At 65.1% G+C, this 23,935-nt stretch carries 17 protein-coding genes; all 17 read right to left on the reverse strand.

The features are described 5' to 3' along the window. A partial coding sequence (gene feoB, locus HMPREF1023_RS04675) for a ferrous iron transport protein B (protein WP_009305025.1) occupies positions 1–2,267 on the reverse strand: 2,267 nt, incomplete at its 3' end. A gap of 1,153 nt (positions 2,268–3,420) precedes the next feature. Next, a complete protein-coding gene (locus tag HMPREF1023_RS04680) occupies positions 3,421–3,795 on the reverse strand; it encodes a VOC family protein (protein ID WP_009305026.1) in 375 nt (124 codons plus the stop codon). A gap of 16 nt (positions 3,796–3,811) precedes the next feature. After that, positions 3,812–5,218 (reverse strand): uracil-xanthine permease family protein, encoded by a 1,407-nt coding sequence (locus HMPREF1023_RS04685; RefSeq protein ID WP_009305027.1) that lies wholly within the window; start codon positions 5,216–5,218, stop codon positions 3,812–3,814. Between the two features lie 105 nt (positions 5,219–5,323). Then, the gene (locus tag HMPREF1023_RS04690; RefSeq protein ID WP_009305028.1) at positions 5,324–7,384 is read right to left on the reverse strand and encodes a YgiQ family radical SAM protein; all 2,061 of its coding nucleotides are present in this window, start codon (positions 7,382–7,384) and stop codon (positions 5,324–5,326) included. A 106-nt stretch (positions 7,385–7,490) separates the two neighbouring features. Further along, positions 7,491–8,423: a DUF4013 domain-containing protein gene (locus HMPREF1023_RS04695; RefSeq protein ID WP_009608738.1), complete on the reverse strand. Its 933-nt coding sequence runs from the start codon at positions 8,421–8,423 to the stop codon at positions 7,491–7,493. 190 nt (positions 8,424–8,613) lie between these two features. Beyond that, on the reverse strand, positions 8,614–8,991 hold the full coding sequence (gene rplL, locus HMPREF1023_RS04700) for a 50S ribosomal protein L7/L12 (RefSeq protein WP_009305030.1): 378 nt from the start codon (positions 8,989–8,991) through the stop codon (positions 8,614–8,616). 90 nt (positions 8,992–9,081) lie between these two features. After that, on the reverse strand, positions 9,082–9,603 hold the full coding sequence (gene rplJ / locus HMPREF1023_RS04705; RefSeq protein WP_009305031.1) for a 50S ribosomal protein L10: 522 nt from the start codon (positions 9,601–9,603) through the stop codon (positions 9,082–9,084). A gap of 248 nt (positions 9,604–9,851) precedes the next feature. Next, on the reverse strand, positions 9,852–11,777 hold the full coding sequence (locus tag HMPREF1023_RS04710) for a hypothetical protein (protein WP_009305032.1): 1,926 nt from the start codon (positions 11,775–11,777) through the stop codon (positions 9,852–9,854). 96 nt (positions 11,778–11,873) lie between these two features. Continuing rightward, on the reverse strand, positions 11,874–14,537 hold the full coding sequence (acnA, locus tag HMPREF1023_RS04715; RefSeq protein WP_009305033.1) for an aconitate hydratase AcnA: 2,664 nt from the start codon (positions 14,535–14,537) through the stop codon (positions 11,874–11,876). A 22-nt stretch (positions 14,538–14,559) separates the two neighbouring features. Continuing rightward, positions 14,560–15,645: an isocitrate/isopropylmalate dehydrogenase family protein gene (locus HMPREF1023_RS04720; RefSeq protein WP_009305034.1), complete on the reverse strand. Its 1,086-nt coding sequence runs from the start codon at positions 15,643–15,645 to the stop codon at positions 14,560–14,562. A 99-nt stretch (positions 15,646–15,744) separates the two neighbouring features. Further along, complete coding sequence (locus HMPREF1023_RS04725; RefSeq protein WP_009305035.1) at positions 15,745–16,350, reverse strand: hypothetical protein; 606 nt, start codon at positions 16,348–16,350, stop codon at positions 15,745–15,747. Between the two features lie 225 nt (positions 16,351–16,575). After that, entirely contained in the window at positions 16,576–17,082 is a 507-nt protein-coding gene (locus HMPREF1023_RS04730) for a hypothetical protein (RefSeq protein WP_009305036.1), read from the reverse strand. A gap of 111 nt (positions 17,083–17,193) precedes the next feature. Next, entirely contained in the window at positions 17,194–19,437 is a 2,244-nt protein-coding gene (locus HMPREF1023_RS04735) for a transglycosylase domain-containing protein (RefSeq protein WP_035578384.1), read from the reverse strand. Between the two features lie 281 nt (positions 19,438–19,718). Continuing rightward, positions 19,719–21,113 carry an argininosuccinate lyase gene (gene argH, locus HMPREF1023_RS04740; RefSeq protein WP_009305038.1) on the reverse strand — a complete coding sequence of 465 codons (1,395 nt, stop codon included), beginning with the start codon at positions 21,111–21,113 and terminating at the stop codon, positions 19,719–19,721. 10 nt (positions 21,114–21,123) lie between these two features. Further along, entirely contained in the window at positions 21,124–22,518 is a 1,395-nt protein-coding gene (locus HMPREF1023_RS04745) for an argininosuccinate synthase (RefSeq protein ID WP_009305039.1), read from the reverse strand. A 265-nt stretch (positions 22,519–22,783) separates the two neighbouring features. Then, positions 22,784–23,212 carry an arginine repressor gene (locus tag HMPREF1023_RS04750; protein WP_009305040.1) on the reverse strand — a complete coding sequence of 143 codons (429 nt, stop codon included), beginning with the start codon at positions 23,210–23,212 and terminating at the stop codon, positions 22,784–22,786. 360 nt (positions 23,213–23,572) lie between these two features. Continuing rightward, the coding region (locus tag HMPREF1023_RS04755; protein ID WP_009305041.1) for an aminotransferase class III-fold pyridoxal phosphate-dependent enzyme at positions 23,573–23,935 on the reverse strand (363 nt) is incomplete at its 5' end.

Consider the following 23,935-nt stretch of genomic DNA (forward strand, 5'->3'; position numbering starts at 1 on the left):
GCCCATCTCCCGCCCAGCTCGCGCCTCACCGACGCGATGGCCGCCACGCACGGCGTGTACAGCAGGCAGAACACCAGCAAACCCAGCGCCGCCAGCGGCGTGATGGCCGCCACCAGGCTGGCCGTGCTGCCGAACAGCACCGACAACGTGGACACGACGCTCTCCTTCGCCATCACGCCCGTCACGAGCGCCGTCGAGATGCGCCAGTCGTCGAAGCCCAGCGGCGCGAACACGGGCGCGATCCAGCCGGCCACCACGGCCAGCATGCTGTCCTGCGAGTCCGCCACCACGTTCAGCCCGAAGTCGAACGTCTGCAAGAACCAGATGACGATCGTTGCCAAGAAGATGATGGTGAACGCCCGCTCCAGGAAGTCCTTCGCCTTCTCCCACAGCATCTGCGCCACGTTGCGCGCGCTGGGCATGCGGTAGTTCGGCAGCTCCATGACGAACGGCACCGCCTCGCCCGAGAACATCGTCGACCGCATGAGCAGCGCCGCCAGCACACCTACCGCGATGCCGCCGAAGTACAGCCCCACCATCACCGCCGCGCCATTGGCCGGGAAGAACGCCGCCGTGAAGAACGCGTAGATGGGAAGCTTCGCCGAGCAGCTCATGAACGGCGTCAACATGATGGTCATCTTGCGGTCGCGCTCGGACGGCAGCGTGCGGCTGGCCATGACCGCCGGCACCGTGCAGCCGAAGCCCACCAGCATGGGAACGATGCTGCGTCCCGACAACCCGATGCGCCGCAGCAGCTTGTCCATCACGAACGCCACGCGCGCCATGTAGCCGGAGTCCTCCAAAAGCGACAGGAAGAAGAACAGGGTGACGATGGTGGGCAGGAAGCTGAGCACGCTGCCCACGCCGTTGAACACACCGTCGATGACGAGCGACTGCAGCACCTCGTTCACGTGCGCCGCCGCAAGCCCCGACGCCACCACGTCCGTGAGCGCGGAGATGCCCGCGTCCAGCAGCTCGGACAGCCACGCCCCCACCACGTTGAACGTGAGCCAGAACACCAGCGCCATGATGGCGACGAACGCGGGGATGGCCGTGAACGGGCCGGTCAGCAGCTTGTCGATGGCCGTGCTGCGCGCATGCTCGCGACTCTCGCCGGGCTTCACCACCGTCCGCTCGCACACCCGCCCGATGAAGCCGAACCGCATGTCGGCGATGGCCGCCGAACGGTCGAGCCCGCGCTCGGCCTCCATCTGGCTGATGATGTGCTCGAGCGCGTCCTTCTCGTTCTGGTCGAGGTCGAGCCGCTCCAGCACCAATCGGTCGCCCTCGGCCAGCTTGCTCGCGGCGAACCGCGGCGGGATTCCCGCGCGCTCGGCATGGTCCTCGATGAGCGCCATGATGCCGTGCAGGCACCGGTGCACGGCGCCGTCGTGCTCATCGGGTGCGCAGAAGTCCTGGCGCACGGGCGGCTCCTGGAACCGCGCCACGTGCAGCGCGTGGTCCACCAGCTCGCCGATGCCCTCGTTCTTGGACGCCGAGATGGGAACGACGGGGATGCCCAGCAGCTTCTCCATCTCGTTCACGTCGATGGTGCCGCCGTTGCCCTCCACCTCGTCCATCATGTTGAGCGCCAGCACCATGGGCATTCCCAGCTCCATGAGCTGCATCGTCAGGTACAGGTTGCGCTCCACGTTCGTGGCGTCCACGATGTTGATGATGCCGCGCGGCTTCTCGTCCAGCAGGAAGCGGCGGGTGACCACCTCTTCGCTGGAGTACGGCGACATGGAGTAGATGCCCGGCAAGTCGGTGACGCATGCCTCGGGATGCCCCTTGATGCAGCCGTCCTTGCGGTCCACCGTGACGCCGGGGAAGTTGCCCACGTGCTGGTTCGACCCGGTCAGCTGGTTGAACAGCGTGGTCTTGCCGCAGTTCTGGTTGCCCACGAGCGCGAACGCGAGCGGCGTGCCCTCGGGCAGGGGGTTCTCCTCGGAGCGGTCATGGAACTTGCCGCCCTCGCCGAGGCCGGGATGCGGGACGGGCTTGCCGAGCGGGCGGCTCTCCTGCGCGTCGGCCGCGTCGCGCATGTCGACGATCTCGATCTTGCGCGCATCGTCGCGCCTGAGCGTTAGCTCGTAGCTATGGATGCGCACCTCCAGCGGGTCGCCCATAGGGGCATGCTTCACCATGGTCACGTCGACCAGCGGGATGATGCCCATGTCCAGGAAGTGCTGTCGAAGCGACCCCTCGCCGCCCACGGCGGCCACGGTCGCGGTTTTCCCGATGGGAAGATCGTTCAGAGTTGTCAACGCCCGTCTCCTCGCAACGGCCGGGCAACCCCCTCGCCCTGCCGCTTTGCTCGCTTACAGTCCGAAGCACATGGTACCGCGAAACAACCCGTGACGCACGAAAAAGTTTCCCATGGTGAACGATTGACGCACCGAACCGCCGGGCACGTGCAGCTTCCCGGCGATATTTCAGGTAGAACATTCGCGTTGGATCGACCGGCAGCATGCTCTTCGCCATCTTGAGCGCACGTCGAAGCCGTCTCGGCGCCCCACTGCCCGACCGCTTCGGCGAAGTTCCCGACTTATGCGCACCTCTGCCATGAAAAGGGGGCAAAACGACAATGTAGGCGAGTTATGCGCACATGGCAGGAAGCCTGGATTCGCCGCTGCGGACGCTTAGAAAACCGTGCAGCCCTCTGAACAGGCGTTTCTCCACCCCTTCATCCCGCGTGGCCAAACTCGGCCCCGCAAAAGCGCGCGAAACGCGGGAATAGGTGTGGCAGAAGTGCGCATAAGTCGGGGACTTGATGGTTTTCGGGCCTTTTCGATGGCAGAAGCCTTGCAGCGGAGACGCGCAGCTGGCGCCGGCAGGAAAACCCTCCGGCTGACGCCGCACGGGATCCTTCGACTCCGGCCTACGGCCTGCGCTCAGGATGACAACCTGAACCCTACATCCTGCGGGCGGGACGACAGGACGGGCCGGTGCTCGCCGAGACTGGCTGAGGGGGGGCTCGCTCGCAGCGCTTCTTCGCGCCAAATGAAAAAGCGGAGGGAAAGGGGGTTCCCTCCGCTTGCAAGCGCGACGGATAGCCAGACGAGAGGAGCTTCCGCCGCCGGGTAAGCAGAATCGTGATCGAAAGCCTTGCAATGATCGAGGAACCACAGCTTATCCGCTTGGGATCCGCTCGCTCGATCGCTTCGCTTTCGATGGAAGTTATATTAAGCTAACAATCGTCACGACGCAATACGAGTTAGCCAAGGCATACATTTCCTTCACATCTCAGCCGACCGCGCCCTCCGCCGCCGAACGCCGCCCCGCCCCACGGGGCCGCCCGGCGCGCACGAAAAAAGGGCCGCGCCCCTCTCGGACGCGGCCCTTCCCTGTCGTCACCTGGATCGACGACTTGCAACCTGCGGCGCGGCACAGCGCGACACGGCGCGGCGCCGACAGCGACTACTCGGCCCAGTCGTGAATGACGGCCTCGATGTTGTTGCCTTCGGGGTCGTGCACGAACGCCGCGTAGTAGCCCGGATGGTAATCGCGCGGGCCGGGCGCCCCGTTGTCCGTGCCGCCGGCGGCCAGCGCCGCCTCGTAGAACGCATCCACGGCAGCGGCATCGGCGGCGCGCAGCGCGACATGCGTCGGGACGGCCTCGGCGCCCTCGGGCAGCGGCGCCACCCACACGTCGCCCGGCTCGCCCTCCACCAGAAGCTGCATGCCGCCGGGATACTCGATGCCGCGCGCATACCCCAGCGGGGCGAGCGCGGCCTCGTAAAACGCCTTCGCCTGCTCGACGTCCTTCACCTTGATGCTCACGTGGTCGATCATAGCATGCTCCTTTTCTCTAGCCGTTCTGCGTGCTCAGCTCTTCGAGATTGCCCTCCAACGGCAACGGGCCGTCCATCTCCTCGTCTTCCGCAGCCTCCATGCCGGCAACGTCCTCGTGGCCGGGCAGGATCATGTTCAGCACGATGCCCACCACCGAGCCCACCGCCAGACCCGACAGAGAGATGACGATGCCGCCCACCGGCACCACGATGGCCCCGGCAGCGCTATAGGCGATGCCCAGCGACAGCACCAGGATCAGCGCGGTGATCAGCACGTTGCGGCTCTTCATGAAGTCGACGTGGTTCTCCACGAGGTTGCGGATGCCCACGGCCGAAATCATGCCGTACAGCACGAGCGACACGCCGCCGATGACGCAGGCCGGCATGGCCGCGATGACGGCCGCGAACTTCGGGCAGAACGAGAACGCGATGGCGAAGCAGGCCGCGATGCGGATGACGCGCGGATCGAACACCCTGGTCAGCGCCAGCACACCCGTGTTCTCGCCGTAGGTGGTGTTGGCAGGGGCGCCGAACAGCGACGCGAGGATGGTGGCCAGGCCGTCGCCCAGCAGCGTGCGATGCAGGCCGGGTTCGGCGATGTAGTTGCGGTTGCAGGTCGAGCTGATGGCCGACACGTCGCCGATATGCTCGATCATCGTGGCGAACGCCAGCGGCATGATGGTGATGACGGCCGTGATGGCCAGCCCTGCATCGAAGTTCGCACCGACGATCGAAAACACCGTCTGATCCCAGGCGAACGGCAAGCCGATCCACGCCGCCTCGGCCACGCCCGTAAAGTCCACCTGTCCCGAGACCGCAGCCACGAGGTACGCTCCGATCACGCCCAAGAGGATGGGAATGATCTTGACCATGCCCTTGCCCCAGATGTTGGCGATGACGATGATGGCGATGGCCACCAATGCGATGGGCCAGTTCGTGGACGCGTTCGTGATGGCCGAGCTGGCCAGGATGAGCCCGATGGAGATGACGATGGGCCCGGTGACCACGGGCGGAAAGAAACGCATGACCCGCGTGGCGCCGAACACTTTGAACAGCGCCGACAACACGAGGTACAGAAGGCCCGCGCACGCCACGCCCAGGCAGGCGTACGGCAGCAGATCGGCCTCGCCGTTCGGCGCGATGGCCGCATAGCCCGCGATGAACGCGAACGACGAGCCCAGGAACGCGGGCACTTTGCCCTTCGAGACGAAATGGAACAGCAGCGTGCCCAGGCCCGCGAACAACAGCGTCGCGGAAACGGACAGGCCGGTCAGCGTCGGCACCAGGATGGTGGCGCCGAACATGGCGAACATGTGCTGCAGCCCGAACACCGCCATCTTCGGCTTGCCGAGCTTTCGTGCGTCGTAGATCGCTTCCGGGCTGTCTTGAGCCCCCATCGTCGGCGTCGATTTGCTCTCGCTCACGTGATACCCCTTGTCTGTCGAGCCTTCGGCTGATGGCCCGTCCGACCCCTGGAGCACGCGGACCGACCGGTAGTATTTTGCCACAACACGGCCCGCCGTGCGGCATCAATGCCGACGAGTCCCCTTACTTTTCCCGGGACGGCGTTCCCCCGCCGACTTGCCCGACCGCCCTCCGCCTTGCGAGGAGGTCTTTCCGGTCGAAGGCTTCGGCTTCGGCCGAGCCTTTCCCGGCCCGCTCGGCCGCGCTTTCGACGGCGCCTTGCCCGAGTCGTTCGGCTTCGACTGCGCCTTCGCGCGCACGTCGGCTCTCGTGCGGGCGCCCTTGCCGCTTGCCGCCGGCTTGCGCTCCTTGCCGCCGCCCTCGCCTTGGGGTCTCAGCAGGCATTTCGGGCCATAACCCACCAGATCCATGCGCCCGGCGCGGCGTAGCGCCTCCAGCACCAGATCGCGGTTCTTCGGATCGCGATATTGGATGAGCGCGCGCTGCAGCGCCTTCTCGTGCGGGCTCTTCGGCACGTACACCGGCTGCATGGTGCGCGGATCCACGCCCGTGTAGTACATGGCCGTGGACATCGTGGAGGGCGTGGGATAGAAGTCCTGCACCTGCTCGGGCATGTAGCCGAGATCGCGGCAGTACTCAGCCAGCTCGACGGCCTCGTCCAGCGTGGAGCCCGGATGCGACGACATGAGGTACGGCACCAGGAACTGCTTCATGCCCAGCTGGCGGTTGACCTGCTCGTAGCGCTGCGCGAAGCGCTGGTACACCAGGTTGCGCGGCTTGCCCATCACCGACAGCACGGCATCCGACACGTGCTCGGGCGCCACCTTCAGCTGGCCGCTGACGTGGTGGGCGCACAGCTCGTTCAAGAACGCGTCGCCGTGCTCGCGATCGGCCAGCACGTAGTCGAACCGGATGCCCGAGCGCACGAACACCTTCTTCACGCCCGGCAGCTTGCGCAGCCGGCGCAGCAGACCCAGGTAGTCGGAGTGGTCGGCCCTCAGCTGCTTGCAGGGCTCGGGGTACAGGCAGCGCTTGTGCGGGCACGCGCCCGCCTTCAGCTGCTTGGCGCAGGCGGGCGCGCGGAAGTTCGCCGTGGGGCCGCCCACGTCGTGGATGTAGCCCTTGAAGTCGGGCTCCTCGACGATGGCCCGCGCCTCGTCCACCAGCGAGTCGTGGCTGCGCGTCTGCACGATGCGACCCTGGTGGAACGTGAGCGCGCAGAACGAGCACTCCCCGAAGCAGCCGCGGTTGCTGGTCAGGCTGAACTTCACCTCGCTGATGGCGGGCACGCCGCCGGCCGCCTCGTACATCGGGTGGTACGTGCGCGCGTACGGCAGTCGGTACACGGCGTCCATCTCGCTTTGCGTAAGCGGCGCGGCGGGAGGGTTCTGCACGACGAACTCGTGGTCGGAATACGGCTCCACGAGGCGCTTGCCAGTGAAGGGATCGCTGTTCTCGTACTGCACGGCGAAGCTGCGCGCGTACTCCAGCTTGTCATCCTGCATGGCGGGAAACGACGGCAACGTCACCGCGTCGTACACGTGCTCGAGCGACGCGGCGCGGTACACCGTGCCGTCGATGAACGTGAGGTCCTCGATGGCCAGCCCCGCGTTCAACGCGTCGGCGATCTCGATGATGGAATGCTCCCCCATGCCGTACGACACGAGGTCGGCCCCCGAATCCAGCAGGATGGAGCGCTTCAGCTTGTCCGACCAGTAGTCGTAGTGCGAAAGCCGCCGCAGGCTGGCCTCGATGCCGCCCAGAATGAGCGGAGTCTTCTTGAACGTGCGCCTGATCAGGTTGCCGTACACCACGGCAGCGTGGTTCGGACGCCGGCCCGCCTCACCGCCCGGCGAGTACGCGTCGCTGCGTCGACGCTTCTTCGCCACCGTGTAGTGGTTCACCATCGAGTCCATGTTGCCGGCCGATACGAGGAAGGCCAACCGCGGCTCGCCGAACACGGCGACGCTTTCCGGATCGTTCCAATCGGGCTGCGCGATGACGCCCACCTTGTAGCCGTTCGCCTCCAGCAGACGCGTGATGATGGCCATGCCGAACGAAGGATGATCGACGTAGGCGTCGCCCGACACGTATACGAAATCGACCCGATCCCAGCCGCGTTCGAGCATCTCCTCGCGCGTTACCGGCAGAAACGCCGCTTTCATGGCACCAACCCTCCCGTTTAGTATGCGATTCGAGTCTACCTTAAACGAACGGGCCGTCGAAGCACAACGCTTCGACGGCCCAAAATCGCACAACAACGAGAGGGATTCAGCCCTGCATGGGCGGTTGACCGGCGGGCGGCACATGCGGCGGCTGCTGAGAAGGCGGGCAGCCCGCCGCTCCCGCCAGCTCGAACGGCATGGGGTCGTCCTGGCCGCGCCAAGCCGGCACGTCGAACTGACGCGTCCAGTACCCCAGCGCACGCACGATCATCATCTCAACGAACACGTACATGCCCGCGCTCAGAACACCGCACAGGACTGCGAGCACGAGAACGACGCCGCCCGTGGCGAACACGATGGCCCAGACGGCGGCACCGGGATGCGCCGATTGGATGTTCAGGTTGCCGCCAGTCATCGCGAAGCCGACGAACAGTCCGATAAACACGAGAACGAATATGAGGACGGATGCGACGATGCCGATGGCGATGGCCAGCAGGAGGGCCATGCCGAGAATGCGCAGCAAGCCGCCGAAATCGTGACGGATCATGGCCCAGATCTTACCGAACTGGAACCCCGCGGCCAGGCGGCCGTATATGCTCATGCGCATGGAACCCACCCATGAGAACAGCGTCGCGAAAAACGCCGCCGCAATGATGAGCAGCGAGAATACCATCGTCGACAGTCCGACGAACAGAAACACGCCGCCGTGCCTGCCGCCCGACCATGCGGTACCCAGGCCCATGACGCCGCCCCATACCGCTTCCAGCACCCACGGAGCCAGCATGAACACGAAGCCGATGACCATCGCGAAGAAGCCGCGGCTGTACAGCTTGCCGTCCTCGTTGCCGAAGATGCGCTTCGGCATGGGACCGTGCACGTCCCATGCGATGTCGCGCGCCCATCCGTACAGGTAACCCAGCACGACCAGCCAGCCGAAGATGGGCACGAAGCTGAGCAACGACAGCAGAATGAGCTTGCCGAACCACCCCGGCGTGTTCTTGATATCCTGCCAAGCAGCGTTGAAGTAACCGGTTTGCATTAGCGACCTTCTTTTCCGTTTGCGTTTGCCACCACTATAAGCGCGCGTATTCCCCAGAATCCGTTTCGTTGCCATTCCGTCAGTAAGACGAAACCCGCTCTCGAATGCCGTCAGACGTTAAGAGACCCCCAGGATCTGGGGGTCTCTTCTACAAGCATGTTCGACGGTCGTAAGACCAACGAAGCGGAAGTTACTTGAGGGTGACGGCCGCGCCGGCTTCCTCGAGCTTGGCCTTGATCTCCTCGGCCTTCTCCTTGTTCACACCCTCCTGGATGGCCTTCGGAGCGCCCTCGACGGCCTCCTTGGCTTCCTTCAGGCCCAGGCCCGTGATCTCACGGACGACCTTGATGACGGCGATCTTGTTGTCGCCGAAGCCCTCGAGCACGACGTCGAAGTCGGTCTTCTCCTCGGCGGCAGCGCCACCCTCGGCCGGAGCGGCAGCGGCCACGGCCACGGGAGCGGCGGCGGAAACGCCAAACGTCTCCTCGATGTCCTTCACCAGTTCGGACGCCTCGAGCAGGGACATCTCCTTGAGGGCCTCGATGATCTCTTCGCGAGTAACAGCCATGTTAGTTTCCTTTCAAAGTGGCCGGGTCTCCCCGACCGGTATGTGTAACGTTCGGTTTAGGCAGCGTTCATCACGCTGCCAGCACTGCGTTTAAGCAGCTTCCTTCTGATCGGCCACGGCCTTCGTGACCTGAGCGAGACCGCTGGGAACGCCGTTGAGGGCAACAGCGAGGCCGCGGGCGACACCGGAAATGGCGCCGGCGATCTGGGCCAGCAGCTCTTCGCGGGACGGCAGCGACGCGATGGCCTCCACCTGAGCGGCGGACACCTGCTCGCCTTCCATCAGGCCACCCTTGATCTCAAGGTTCTTGTTGGCCTTGGCGAACGTCTTCACGGCCTTGGCGGCCGCGGCGACGTCGTTGCCGGCGAACACGAACGCGCTCGGGCCGGCAAGCATGTCGTCGAGCGTGGGCAGGTTCGACTCCTCCAGGGCGATGTGCATGAGCGTGTTCTTGTACACCTTCAGGCTCGCACCGGATTCGCGAATAGCCGTGCGCAGGGCCTGGATGTCCTTCACGGTAAGACCGCAGTAGTCCACGACCCACATGGCGGAAACGCCATCGAGATCTTCCTTGATCTTGACCAGCGTCTCTTGATTCTTCACGTTGGGCATGTAGTACACCTCCTTCTTTTCAAACTCGGGTTCCGCCCCTCGCGGGTGGGAATCGTCGCTTGAAAACAAGAAACGACCCCCGCCGTCTCGTGACAGCAGGGGTCGTCAAAGCGCGAAACTTATCAGAACCACCTCGGCGGGCCGCATCTCTGCGATTAAACCTTGCGGTGCCAGCTGTCTTGGGCAGCGGAACGAACTAAACAACTTGCTTATTGTACCCCGCCCAAAACGAATGTCAAGCGTTTTCCTTACGCCGCGTCGCCCTTGGCGTCGGCCGTATCCTCGGCCTGCTTCGTGGTTTCCTCGGCCGCCTTCTCGCCGATGTTCGTCTTCGTGTTGCCGATGATCTCCTCGACGGGGCTCGTCGGCTCGGCTTCCACGTACTTGAACGCGATGGCGTCGCCTTCCTTGTACCCGACGATCTCGATGAGGCCGGGCAACGCGAAGTCGTAGATGCCCTTGTCGCCCTCGAGCGTCACGTAGAAGTGCGAGTTGCCTTCCACCACCGCCTGCGCGATGTGGCTGATCGTGCCTTGCGCCTCAAGCGAGCCGGTGCCCACGTTCGAATCGGCCAGCACGCCGTTCGTGGCCAGCAGCGCCTGGTAGGCTTTCTGGCACTCGGCCACCGTGTTGCCCACGGCCACGTTCTGGTAGCGTTGGATGTCCAGCATGGCGAACTGCTTCACCAGTCCCGCGTCGTCCTTGAGCGCCATGAAGTACGTCGGCTGTCCGGACACGTTGATCAACAGCGGGAACGTGGCGCGGTAGCGCAGGTTCTGCACCTGGCCCTCGGCCGACTGCATCGCCGAGTCCTCGGTCGCGCCCGACACCGAGTAGAAGTGCGACTCGGCCGTGCGCTGGTTGATCAGCACGAAGCCCACGATGGAGTTGTCCGCCGTGGCCGAGGTGACGCCCGTGTACACCCACACGTCGTCGTCCTTGGCGATGTAGTTGTACCCCAGGTTGCCGTCGGTGCCCGGCGTGGTCTGCACGACGTTGCGCTGGCCCAGCACGGAGTTCAGCCAGCCGTCCTTGTACTTGCCCGACCAGTTGTACTGCTCAAGCAGCAGGTCGGTGGGATAGGCGTGGTCGACCCATTGCGGCACGTCTTCGATAGCCAGGTCCTGCGTCTCGCCCGTAGTGGCGTCCACCATGACCACGCGCTTGATGGTGGTGCCGCCGAACAGGCCGATGGTGCGCGTCTGCACCGGGCATATCCACCACGGATGGCCGTCGTCGTCGATCTCGAACGACTTCTGGTCGAACATGTAGAACGGATAGCTCAGCTGCACGTGACGGTCGATGTTGCGCACGAGCGGCTCGGACTCCGAGTAGTAGATGGGGCTGTCGCCCAGCTTGACGATCTCGGCGTCCTGCGTGGTCATGTTCACCAGGGCGTACGCCGGGATGCCGCCCTCGCGGTTCGTGAACCACTTAAACAGGTCGGCGTAGCCCAGCGGACTCACGCGCACCGGCGCGCTCTGATAGTTGATCTGGCTGTACAAAGGCGAGATCTCGAACTGGCTGACGTACTCGGGGATGGAGCCCATCTCGCGGTTGCCCAGCAAAATGGCCGAGCTGCGGTCGATGACGGGGATCTCCGAGTAGTTCACCTCTTTGATGTCGTCGGCGAACGTCTCCTCCACCGTCTGCAACACGTTGGCGTACTTCGCCGCGTTGCCCGGGAAGATCGACAGCGACGCCACGGCGCCCAGCACGCCGACGACGGCCACCAGCACCGGCAGGCACGACGCCCACTTGAAGGCCTTCGCCTTGCCCTCGTTCGGCTCGACCTTGCCCGTGCCGTTCTTGTAGCTGTGCGACTTGCTCCAGAACAGCAGGAACAACGGCAGCAGGATGAACACGGCCACGAACATCCACGTGTCGGTCGAGTGGATGTTGATGGGCGGATGGAACCACCAGTAGGCCGCGAGACCCACGAGGATGATGACGATGGCGGCCACGATGAGCGCGCGCTTGCCCCACGAGGCCATGCGGTCGGCGAACGGGATCTCCACGTTCACGTGCGGAGGCTGAGCGCCGCCGCCCCCGCCTCCGGCGCGTCCTGCCCCGCCCGACGGCGCTTCATGGTCGGCATCGAACCGACCGTCCACGTTTACCCCTGATTGTTTGAGCGCTTCGATCAGCGCATCGAATCCGGATGTCTGTTTCACGGCATCCCTTCCCAAGCGTACCGATAGTTAAAGTATCCAGTATACGACAAAGCGCCCGACCGCTCTTCGCAATCGGGCGCCGACGTTACCTCTTCTTTACAAAAGGCTGCGCAGCACGAACGGCAGGATGCCGCCGTGCTGGTAGTAGCGGCCCTCGGTGGGCGTGTCCACGCGGACGGTCGCCCGGAACGTCGTCGTCTGGCCGTCCGCGCGCTCGGCGGTCACGTCCACCACGCGCGGCTCGGGCAGCCCCTGCGAGAAGTCGATGGGCGCCACCGTGTACAGCTCCGAACCGTCCAGTCCCAGGCTCTCGGCGCTCTCTCCCTCTTGGAACTGCAGCGGCAGGATGCCCATGCCGATGAGGTTCGACCGATGGATACGCTCGAAGCTCTCGGCGAACGCGGCGCGGATGCCCAGAAGCGCCGGGCCCTTCGCCGCCCAGTCGCGCGACGAGCCGCTGCCGTACATCTTGCCGGCCACCACCACGAGCGGCGTTTCCGCAGCCTCATAGTCCATAGCCGCGTCGAACAGCGGGCGCACCTCGCCGGTGGCGAAGTCGCGCGTCCAGCCGCCCTTCTTCCCCTCGGCCAGCTTGTTCTGCAGCTTCACGTTGGCGAAGGTGCCGCGCATCATCACCTCGTGGTTGCCGCGGCGCGCGCCGTAGGTGTTGAAGTCGGCCGGAGCCACGCCGCGCTCCTCCAGGTAGCGGGCCGCGGGCGAGTCGGCGGCAATGGAACCCGCCGGCGAGATGTGGTCGGTGGTGATGAAGTCGCCCAGCAGCGCCAGCGCGCGAGCGGCCTCAACGGGCTTCGGCGCGGAGGGCTCGCGCTCCATGCCGTCGAAGTACGGGGCGCGGCGCACGTAGGTGGACGCGTCGTCCCAGCTGAACGTGTCGCTGGGTTCGCTGCCCAGCGCGGCCCAGGCCGCATCGCCGTCGTACAGGCCGCGCGTGCCCTCCTCGTACAGGGAGCAGTCCACATGCTGGGCCACCAGCGCGGCGATCTCCTCGTCGCTGGGCCAGATGTCGGCCAAGAGCACCGGGGTGCCGTCGGGGCGCGTTCCCAGCGCGTCGTGCTCGAGGTCCGCGTCCATGGTGCCCGCCAGCGCGTAGGCGATGACCGCGGCGGGAGCCGCCAGGTAGTTCTGAGACACATCGGGCGAGATGCGACCCTCGAAGTTGCGGTTGCCCGACAGCACGCTGGCCAGCTCGATGTCCTCGGCCACCTCGTGCAGCTCGTCCAGGATGGGACCCGAGTTGCCGATGCAGCTCATGCAGCCGAAGCCGCACGTGTAGAAGCCCAGCGCCCGCAGCCCGTCCAGCAGCCCGGCGCGCTCCAGCAGAAGCTCGGTGGCCTTGCTGCCCGGAGCCAGCACGCACTTCACCCAAGGCTGGGGCTTGAGGCCGGCGTCGGCGGCCTTCTTCGCGACGAGGCCCGCGGCCAGCATCATCGAGGGGTCGGTGGCCGTCGTGCAGCTGGTCACCGCCGCGATGGCCAGCGCGCCGTGGGTCAGCTCGCACGCTTCGCCGTCGAGATCGACCGCCACGCGCTTGGACAGGTCGAGGCCGCGCTCGTCGCACACGGCGCGGAAGCGCTCCTGCACCGCCGACAGCGGGATGCGGTCGTGCGGGCGCGACGGGCCGGCCAGCGAGCGCTCCACGGCGCCCAGGTCGAACTCGATCACCTCGGCGTACGTGCGCGCGGGCGCGTCCGCGTCGTTCCAGAAGCCCTGCGCCTTGGCGTAAGCTTCCACGAGCGCCACCTGCTGCTCGCTGCGGCCGGTCAGGCGCAGATACGTCAGCGTCTGCTCGTCCACCGGAAACAGCGTGCAGGTGCTGCCGTACTCGGGCGTCATGTTGGAGATGCACGTGCGCTGCGTGGCGCTGAGCGCGTCGAGGCCCGGGCCGAAGCACTCCACGAAGCAGCCCACCACGCCCTTCGCGCGCAGCATCTGCGCGAACGACAGCGCCACGTCCATGGCTGCCACGCCCTCGCCCAGCTCGCCGCTCAGGCGCACGCCCACCACCTTCGGCACGAGCGTGGTGATAGGCTGGCCCAGCGCGGCCGCTTCGGCCTCGATGCCGCCCACGCCCCAGCCCAGCACGCCGATGCCGTTGGCCGTGGGCGTGTGGCTGTCGGTGCCCACGAGCGTGTCGAAGTACGCCGTTGGCTGCTCGCCGGGCGCGCCGTCGGCGGTCATGGTCACGTGGGCGAACTGCTCGATGTTCAGCTGGTGGCAGATGCCCGCTCCGGGGGGCACGATGCGCACGTTCTCGAACGATTCCCGCGACCACTTCAAGAAGTCGTAGCGCTCCTTGTTGCGCGAGAACTCCAGCTCCATGTTCTGCGCGAGCGCGCCCGCGCAGCCGGCGACGTCGGCGATGACCGAATGGTCGATCACAAGGTCGCAGGGAATCTGCGGGTTGATCTTCGTCGGGTCGCCGCCCAGCTGAGCGCAGGCCTCGCGCATCACGGCGAAGTCCACGAACACGGGCACGCCCGTGAAATCCTGGAACAGCACGCGCGCCGGTGAGAACTCGATCTCGCTGCCCACGACGCCCGCACGCCCCGCTTCCACGATGCGCGCGGCCAGCTCCTCGGCCGCCTCCGGCGTTTCGGCGTTGCGCAGCACGTTCTCCAGCAGCACCGTCAGCGAGTACGGCAGCTGCTCCGAGCCGGCGACGGCCGAGACCGGATAGTAGGCGTACGTCGTGCCGTTCACGTTCAGCATCGAAGCGAATCGGCTGTTCTCTTGGCTCATAGGTTCTCCTTACTCCAACGTTTTAGAATGCCGCGATCAGGGCATCGGTGAATTCCGTGCAGCTTGCCACCGGCTTGGACGAGCCGGTGGCCTTGCGAATGTCGGCGGTCAGGTGCGCGCCCTCCGCGTACACGGCGCGCACCGCGCGGCGGATGCGCTCGGCCGCCTCCGCTTCGCCCAGATGGTCGAGCATCATGGCCGCCGACAGTATCTGGGCGGTGGGGTTGGCCTTGTCTTGCCCCGCGATGTCGGGCGCCGAGCCGTGCACCGCTTCGAACACAGCGTACTCGTCGCCGATGTTCGCGCCCGGCGCGATGCCGAGGCCTCCCACGAGACCTGCGGCCAGGTCGCTGGCGATATCTCCGTAGAGGTTCGGGAACACGACCACGTCGAACTGCGCAGGATCCATAACCATGTTCATGCAGAACGCGTCGACGATGCGCTCTTCGAACGCCGCATCTTCGGCGCGCTCTGCGGCAACCTCGCGCGCCGCACGCAAAAACAAGCCGTCGGTATGTTTCATGATGTTCGCCTTGTGCACGGCGGTCACCTTGCGGCGTCCGTGCCTGCGCGCGTAGTCGAACGCGAAACGCACGATCCGTTCGGACGCCGCCTTCGAGATCGGCTTGACGGAGATGCCGGAATCGGGACGGATAGCGCCCGCGCCCTCTTCCTCGCACAGCGCGATCAGCTTGCGGGCGCCCTCGGAGCCCTCTTCGAACTCGATGCCCGCGTACAGGTCTTCGGAGTTCTCGCGGACGATGACGATATCCACGCCGTCGTAGCGCCCGCCCGCCCCCGGAATGGACAGGACGGGGCGCAGGCACGCGTACAGACCGAGTTCCCGGCGCAACGCCACGTTCACGCTCCGGAATCCCGTGCCCACCGGCGTGGCGACGGGTCCCTTGATGGCCACCTTGTTCCGCTTGACCGCTTCGATGGTAGAAGCAGGCAGCGGCGTGCCGTGCTCCTCCACGAGATGCGCCCCCGCCTCGGCCACATCCCAAACGATATCGGCGCCGCTGGCCTCCACCACCCGTTGCATGGCGGCCGACGTCTCCGGGCCGATGCCGTCACCGGGTACGAGGGCCACGGTATGCGATGCCATGTTTTCTCCTTCTGCAATTGTTCGAACGATGCCCCTTTGCGCCGCCTTCTGGGCCGACGCGACGAAACGAGCCCGGAAGGCTCGTAGGAATGCCGTGCGCTAGTTCTGCACGTTGTCGATGATTTGCTGCGCACGGCGCTTGAGCGGCCCTTTGCCGTTGGAGGCGTCGAAGGCCATGCGCGCGCCCAGCTCTTTCTTTACGGAAGGTGCCAGCTTGCCCGCCGAGAAGTCGATAACCGACACCAGCATATCCTGGAACTCCAGGTCGCCATGGTAGCACTGGATAGCCTCGTCGATGAGAGGCCACACACGCTCAGAACGGTTCTCCGTCGTAGCGCCCAGCTTGCAGAGGAACCGCATGGCCGCCAAACGCACCGGCCCGCTCTCCTCGTCGAACAACGCGGTTTCGGCTCCGGGAACCGCTTTGTCGCACGTGCGGGAATCGTGGTCGACCATCGTGGTGAGGATATCGAGGCACTCCCAGCGCGTCTGGGCTTCGGGGCGATTCAGCGCGTCGATGACGGCAGCGCCGAACGGGATCATCAAATCGGGATGATCCTTGGCAAAGAAGGAGAGCGCCGCTGCTGCGTTCTGGCGCTCGCGCCTCGACGGACCCGACAGCGCACCCACCAGCTGCTTGAACTTGCGTTCGTTTCCGAATGCCTCTTCGGCGATGTTCCTGGCTCCCTGCGTCTTTTCGCTCACCGTTCGCTCCTCGTCCTCATGTGGGAAAATGTATAGTATTCTCCCTTTCCATTATACCCTCGGCCGCCAAGCGCCCCCGCAGCAAGCGCAGAATTAACATGAGCGAAACCGATAGACGGCAGCCGAAAACCCGGCAATACGACTGAGCGGACGCAAGCGTGGTCGAATGCGAAAGCGGCAGCCCGAAAGGGCCGCCGCTCAAAGCAGTGTGCGTGTCAGTCGAGGTTATTCCGGCAGCTCGCTGGCCTTGTTGTCGCCCGACTGGAGCTTGCCGATGCCCTCGTCGTACTTCGACTTGATATCCTGGATGCGCTGATCGTACGTGGAATAGTCGAAGGGCTGTTCCTCGGTGGCGCTGTCGATTTCCGTATACAGGTCGATATAGGAGTTCAGCGCGTCCTTGAGATCGGCCGTGCCGTCGACGTACTCCTTCTGGATATCCTTGAGGGCGTCGGGGACGTTGAGGTTGTTCAGGTCGTCGATAGCCTTGAACGCGTTGTCGGCCTGCGTGCGCATGCCCACCACGTCGCCGCGCGATACCGCATCGGTAAAGCTCTCCAGACGGCTCTTCAGGTCGTCCATAGTTTGGTTGACCTGAGTCATGTACTGACGGTTCTCGGATTGCTGTTGCGCGGCCGCCGTATCCTGCTGCGCGCATCCGCCCAGAGCCGCCACCATCAAGACGCCTGCGAACATGGCGACCAGCACCTTGGCGAATCTCGTATGTTTCATGTCGTACCTGCTCTCTTGCATCGAATCATCGTTGAACTATCGTAGCGGTTCGCCCGCCGTCGCGCCGGGGATGCGACGCGTTCGTATCGGAACGGTTTCCGGGTCCGCAACCTAGCTTGCCGGCTTGTCCGTCGTGCCTCCGGGGTCGGGCGTAGGCGTGGGAGTGGGCGTCGGATCGGGATCCGGCTTCGGCGTCGGATCGGGGGTTGGAGTAGGAGTCGGATCGGGCGTGGGCGTCGGCGTGGGAGTAGGCGTCGGCGTCGGCGTCGGCGCAGGATCGTCCTTGCCCTTGTCGGCGTCCTTGTCCTCGGCGTCCTTCTTCTTCTCGTCATCCTTCTCGTCGTCGGTGTTCGACGAGCTAGCGGACCCTCCCACATGGTAGGTCGGATCGGAGAAGTTCTTGTACGTGGGATCGGCCGCCTGTGGGAACTGCTCGGTCGGCTGGCCGTCGAGCACCGCGCTCATGAAGGTGCGGAACACGTCGCCGGCACCCACACGGGCCGGCAGCGTTTTGACATTCGCGGGATCGCCCAACCAGACGGCCACCGCCATCTGCGGCGTGATGCCGCAGAACGTGATGTCCTTGTACTCGGTGGACGTGCCCGTCTTCGCAGCCACCACCTGGCCGTTCGGCAGCGCCGCCTCCTGGCCCGTGCCCTCGGACGTGTTGACGACGGTCTTCATGACCTCGGTGGCCGCATGGGCGACCTCGGGCGAGATGACCTGCTCGCTATGCGTCTTGGAAAGCGAGGTATCGGGCGTGGTGTTGTCGACGATCACCTCGCCCTTCGAGTTGGTGATGGTGAGGACGGGCGTGGGATCGACGCGCACGCCACCGTTGGCGATGATGGCGTAGGCGCTGGCCATGTCGAGCATCGTCACGTTCGACTGGCCCAGCGTGAGCGAGGGGTTCGCCTCAAGCGTCGAGGTGATTCCCATCTTCTTGGCCGTCGCGATCACCTTGTCGATGCCGAGCGCCATCTCGAGGCGCACGAAGCCCGTGTTCGACGACTTCGCGAACGCCCGCTGGATGCTGATGGTCCCGTAGTTGTTGTTGTCGATGTTCTGCAGGGCGTTGGCTCCCGTGTATCCCGTATTGGGAATAGTGGCCGGCGACGAGCAGTCCACCATCGTCTGCGGGCTGATGCCCGCTTCGAGCGCTGCGATGAGCGTGAACACCTTGAACGAGGAGCCGGACGGACGGCCCGGATTGGGAACGCCGCGCTCGCCCGTGGCCAGGTTCAGCTTGTTGTTCTCCCAGTCGTCGCCGCCCACCATCGCCTTAATAAAGCCGGTTTCGGGCTCGATGGCCACGAGCGCGCCGTTGATGGCCGGATCGAGGCTCTCCCGCTTCTCCTTGATGGCGGCCTCGGCGGCCTCCTGGGAGTCGACGTCCAGCGTGGTCTGGATGGTCAGGCCGCCCTTGAAGATCTCGTCCTCGGAGTAGCGGTAGTCGCCGTCGGGATCCATGAGCAGGTCGCGCACGTAGCTGCTGAAGTAAGGATACTTCTCCAGGCCATCCACCGTGGTCTCGGTCGTGTTGAGCACGATGCCCTCCGCTTGGGCGGCATCGTGCTCTTCCTGGGTGATGTAGCCGTTCGTCAGCATGCGATCCAGCACGAGGTTGCGACGCGCGAGGCAGTTGTCCTCATGGTCGATGGGATTGTTGTACGTCGGCGACTGCGGAATGCCGATGAGCGCGGCCGCTTCGGCCAGCGTGAGCTCGCTTGCATGCTTCGAGAAGTAGCGCTGCGACGCGGCTTCGATGCCGTAGGCGCCGGAACCGTAGTTGATGGTATTGAGGTACATGAGCAGGATCTCGTCTTTGGAGTACTGTTCCTCCAACTTGACGGAGAGATACATCTCGCGCACCTTGCGCTTGAACGAGATATCGTTCATCTCGTCGGCCAGGATAGTGTTGCGCACGAGCTGCTGCGTGATGGTGGACGCGCCCTCCTTGCCGGAACCGGTGAGGTTCACGTACACCGCGCGCGCGATGCCCGCGAGGTCGAAACCGCCGTGTTCGTAGAAGCGCTCGTCCTCGGTGGCCACGGTGCCCTCGCGCACGTACTCGCTGATCTGGTCGAGCTCGACGGGGTCGCGGTACTCGACCTGGAAGCGGGCGAGCTCCGTACCGTCCGACGCCAGCATGATCGACGGCAGCGACGAGTTGAGCTGGCCGGCATCGGACACGTCGTAGTCCTCAAGGTCGCCGATCCACGACGAACCGAGGGCGTAGACGCCTGAGAAGCCGGCGACGATCACGGCCAAAAAGACCGTGAACACCGCAAGGAAGCCGATGGAAGGATGTTTTTTCTTGATCCCCGGCCTATTCTTTATAGAACGTGAAGCCACGTGTCACCTCCAAAAAACTCCGCCCATTGTAACATCGGGGCACAGGCCCCCATGAATCAACACAAGTTCGTTGGAAAAAAGTCACACGGGAAAACGCCCGGTCGGGAGCTCAAAACGTGGTTGATGCAAGCAGGGTGCAGCGCTTTTTTCTCGGGCGCGGGAGCCCGCTTGCGGTCCGTTGCGCGCGCGCCGCGCCGATTCGAGACGCTCGCAGCGTGCGATCGGCGCGGCGAAGGACGCTCGGGCCTCAGGCGGTGCCCCCGCGCCAAAAGGCGCTGCGCTTATCCCGCAAGCACCGCCTCGTCGGCCGCGAGGGCGTCTTTCGCAAGCGCCAGCTGCGCGCGCACGGCCGCGTGCCCGGTGCCGCCCTCGGTGGTGCGGGCCGCAACGATGCTCTCCAGATCGAGCGAGGCCGTGATGTCCTCCTCGAACAGGTCGCTTTCGGCTTTGAAGTCGGCCAGCGTCAAGTCGTCCAAGTCGCAGCCGCGCTGCTCGCATACCAGCACGAGGTGCCCCACCACCTCGTGGGCGCGCCTGAACGGCATCCCCTTCTTAGCCAGGTAGTCGGCCACGTCGGTGGCCGCCAGGTAGCCCCTCTTCGCCTGCGCCGTCATGGCCTCGGGCACCACGCGCATCGTCTCGATCATGCCGGCCGCGCACACGAGGCAGTCCTCCAGCGTCTTGGCCGCGTCGATGGCGCCTTCCTTGTCCTCTTGCAAGTCCTTGTTGTAGGCCAGCGGCAGCGCTTTCAGGGTGACCAGCAGCGCCACGAGGTCGCCTACCACGCGGCCCGTCTTGCCGCGGATGAGTTCGGCGAAATCGGGGTTCTTCTTCTGCGGCATGATGGACGATCCCGTGGAAAACGCGTCGGACAGCTCGATGAACCCGAACTCCGAGCTGGACCACAGCACGATCTCCTCGCACAGCCGCGACAGGTGTATGCACGACACGCTGCACGCGTACGACAGGTCCAGCAGGAAGTCGCGGTCGGACACGGCGTCCAGCGAGTTCGGGATCACCCGCGAGAAGCCCAGCTCGGCCGCCGTCATCTGCCGATCGAGCGGGTACGTGGTGCCCGCGAGCGCCGCCGAACCCAGCGGGCTCGCGTCGGCCGCCGTGCGCGCGGCCGCCAGGCGCTCGAAGTCGCGCGCGAGCATCCACACGTAGGCCAGCATATGGTGCGAGAACAGCACCGGCTGGGCGTGCTGCATGTGCGTGTAGCCGGGCAGGACGACGTCGAAGTGCGCCTCGGCCTGCCGGACGAGCGCCTGGCGCAGCGCCACGTTCGCCGCCATGAGGTCCTCGCAGCGCTGCTTGGCGAACAGGCGCGTGTCGGTGGCCACCTGGTCGTTGCGACTGCGGCCGGTGTGCAGGCGCGCTCCCGCGTCGCCGATGTCGGCGATGAGCGCGCGCTCCACCGACATGTGGATGTCCTCGTCGTTGATGTCGAACGCGAAGTCGCCCGCCTCGATGCGCGCCTTCACGCGGTCGAGCCCCTCGACGATGGCCTCCGCATCGGCGGGCTCGATGACGCCCGCCGACGCCAGCATGCGCGCGTGCGCCTGCGACCCGGCTATGTCCTGCGCATACAGCGCCTTGTCAACCGGCAGCGATGCGCCGAAGCGTTGGGTGAACTCGCTCACGTTCTCGGTGAATCTGCCCGACCACAAAGCCATAGCGTCCCCCTTAAGCCTTCTCGGCAGCGCCCTGCAGGGCCGCTTCCGCTTCTTCGACGACCGCCGCGTTCTCAGCCTCGGCCACCTGCTTCCACACCGGCGTCACGTCCTCGTACGCACCCTTCGTCAACGGGCCGACCTTCTTCTGCGCGTCGAACAGCTCGGCCGGTGCGCCCTCCTGCCGACGGTTCGAGGCCCACGTCTTGGCCGACAGCGTCTGCAGCTGGATGAAGCCCTTGGCCGCCGCGTGGTCGAACGAGTCGTCCTTGTCGTAGGTGGCCAGCGCGTAATCGTACAGCGAGTAGGCGCTCTTGCGGCCCACCACGGTGCAGGATCCCTTGTAGAACTTGAGCTTCACGGTGCCGGCCACGCAGCGCTGCGTGGAGGCGAGGAACGCGTCGACGGCTTCCTTGAGCGGCGAGAACCACTGGCCGTTGTACACGCACTTCGCCCACTCCTGCTCCATGCCCAGCTTGAAGTGCAGCACCTCGCGCTCCAGCACCAGGTCTTCCAGCGTCTTGTGAGCCTGAATGAGCGACAGCGCGCCCGGCACCTCGTAGCACTCGCGGCTCTTCACGCCCACCAGCCGGTTCTCGATCATGTCGATGCGGCCGTAGCCGTGCTTGCCGGCGATCTCGTTCAGCGCGTAGATGATACCGAGGAAGCTCTTCTGGCTCCCGTCGATGGCGTACGGCAGACCGCGCGCGAACTCGAGCTCCACGTACTGCGGCTCGTCGGGAGCTTCGGTGGGATCGACCGTCATCGTGTAGATGTCCGTCGGCGGCTCCATCCAGGGATCCTCCAGGACGCCGCACTCGATGGCCCGGCCCCACAGGTTATCGTCGATGGAGTACGGCGACTTCTTCGTGGTGGGAACCTCGATGCCGTGCGCCTGAGCCCATTCCATCTCCTCGGAGCGGGTGTGCAGATCCCATTCGCGCACCGGGGCGATAATCTCGATGTCCGGATCAAGCATGAGGATGCTCGCCTCGAAGCGCACCTGGTCGTTGCCCTTGCCCGTGCAGCCGTGCGCGATGTACTTCGCGCCGAACTTGTGCGCCGCGTCCACAAGGTGCTTGGAGATCAGCGGCCGGGACAGCGCGGACACGAGCGGGTACTTGTTCTCGTACAGGGCGTTGGCGGCCAGCGCCTTGGACAGGAAGTCCTGGGCGAACACGTCGCGCATGTCCACGACCAGGCATTCCACGGCGCCGGTTTTCAACGCCTTCTGCTTGATCTTCTCAAGGCCCTCATGCTCCTGTCCCACGTCGCCGACCACGGCGATAACGTCGAGGTTCTTCTCCTCCTGGAGCCACTTGATGCACACGGACGTATCCAGTCCGCCGGAATACGCCAGCACCGCTTTGTCCTTCTGCTGGGTTTGCTGAGTCTGCTGCTGAGCCATGGTAGGGTCCTTCCCCCGTGTTCGGTTGTCGTCGGGATGCCCGGTCATGGTGCGGCTGCGAAGGCGCCTCCCCCAGCGCTCGCCGGACGGTAGGGGTATGCGCGCGCCCATCGCGGTTCTCACCGCGCAAGGCTGTCGTCGTGCGCACCACGGCTTTTCGTGGTGACAGGCATCAGAGCCGGGCGGCTCGGACGCTGTTGCTTGTACTAAGCGTGGGGATGAGTGCAGGGAGAAAAGCGTCCCCGCCAAGAAATGTAGTCGACGACTAGCGTCGTCGCAGTCGGTCGATGGCGCGCTCGACTTCGACGGCAGCCTCAGGGCTCTCCGCCGCGATCATGATCGTGTTGTCGCCGGCCACCGTGCCGAGTGCTCCGCGCAGGCTGGCTTTGTCGAGCGCAGCAGAGACGCCGGCTGCTCCGCCGGAGAACGTCTTCACTACGACCATGTTGCCTGCCACGTGCACCTCTTCAACCAATTCGGATACCATGCGCTGGAGCCGCATTTCCTCAGGGAGAACGTAATAGCCCTCACGAGACTTCACCAGGCCCATGTCCATGATGTCGCGGGAGATCGTGGCTTGAGTGCATTCGTAGCCAGCGGCCTGCAGCTGATTGGCGAGATCGCGCTGCGTCTTGACATTATGTTCGCGAATGATGTCGCGAATGATGTCGTGCCGTTGTTGACGTTTTCTCATGCCCTCGATACTCTCTGTTCCCGTTCAAGAACGATCACATACGGTTCCGATCACAAGTACCTTCGCGGGGTATGCAGAATTGCGCAAGACCCGACGAAAATATGCATTAAATAGTACCCTATCCGTGAGCGTTCCGACCCCAGAATTTCAAAAAGTGCAGAAAGATTTTCGACGAACGTCCTTGCAGTCGTTATCCTAAACGAGCGCAGCGGCCCTGTCATCCTGAGCAAGTCGAAGGATCCGCAAGGTGCCAACCGTGAGACTTCCTGCTGTCGCCGCTCGGGATCCTTCGACTCCGCGCTTCGCGCCTCGCTCAGGATGACAGTCTATGGCGCCTCGCTCAGGATGACAGCTGCCCTTTCAGGACAACAGCGCCGCAAGCTTCTGCACCAGCACGTCCACGTCCTCCTTCGAACACACCAGCGGAGGCAGGAAGCGCAGCGTGCGCGGGCCGGTGAAGTTGAGCAGGAGGCCCTCGTCCAGGCCGGCCAGCACCACGTCGGGGGCGCTCACGCCCTCGGCGAGGTCGCAGGCCACCATGAGCCCTAGGCCGCGCACCTCTTCCACTTGCGGCAGCGCCGCCAGCTTCTCGCGCAGGTACGCGCCCGTGCGCTCGGCGTTGCCGGCGGCGTCCTCGGCCGCCAGCGCCCGCACGGTGGCCTCGGCCGCCGCGACGGCCAGGCAGCTGCCCCCGAAGGTGGAGCCGTGGTCGCCCGGATCGAA

Source organism: Eggerthella sp. 1_3_56FAA, from assembly GCF_000185625.1.
GTDB lineage: Bacteria > Actinomycetota > Coriobacteriia > Coriobacteriales > Eggerthellaceae > Eggerthella > Eggerthella lenta.

What these genes read in the sequence shown, in the direction of transcription:
- HMPREF1023_RS04720 (WP_009305034.1), bottom strand. Translation starts at nt 15,645, where the DNA reads ATGGCATCGCATACCGTGGCCCTCGTACCCGGTGACGGCATCGGCCCG.
- HMPREF1023_RS04750 (WP_009305040.1), bottom strand. Translation starts at nt 23,212, where the DNA reads ATGAGAAAACGTCAACAACGGCACGACATCATTCGCGACATCATTCGC.
- argH (WP_009305038.1), bottom strand. Translation starts at nt 21,113, where the DNA reads ATGGCTTTGTGGTCGGGCAGATTCACCGAGAACGTGAGCGAGTTCACC.
- HMPREF1023_RS04680 (WP_009305026.1), bottom strand. Translation starts at nt 3,795, where the DNA reads ATGATCGACCACGTGAGCATCAAGGTGAAGGACGTCGAGCAGGCGAAG.
- acnA (WP_009305033.1), bottom strand. Translation starts at nt 14,537, where the DNA reads ATGAGCCAAGAGAACAGCCGATTCGCTTCGATGCTGAACGTGAACGGC.
- HMPREF1023_RS04745 (WP_009305039.1), bottom strand. Translation starts at nt 22,518, where the DNA reads ATGGCTCAGCAGCAGACTCAGCAAACCCAGCAGAAGGACAAAGCGGTG.
- rplJ (WP_009305031.1), bottom strand. Translation starts at nt 9,603, where the DNA reads ATGCCCAACGTGAAGAATCAAGAGACGCTGGTCAAGATCAAGGAAGAT.
- HMPREF1023_RS04695 (WP_009608738.1), bottom strand. Translation starts at nt 8,423, where the DNA reads ATGCAAACCGGTTACTTCAACGCTGCTTGGCAGGATATCAAGAACACG.
- HMPREF1023_RS04690 (WP_009305028.1), bottom strand. Translation starts at nt 7,384, where the DNA reads ATGAAAGCGGCGTTTCTGCCGGTAACGCGCGAGGAGATGCTCGAACGC.
- HMPREF1023_RS04730 (WP_009305036.1), bottom strand. Translation starts at nt 17,082, where the DNA reads ATGAAACATACGAGATTCGCCAAGGTGCTGGTCGCCATGTTCGCAGGC.
- rplL (WP_009305030.1), bottom strand. Translation starts at nt 8,991, where the DNA reads ATGGCTGTTACTCGCGAAGAGATCATCGAGGCCCTCAAGGAGATGTCC.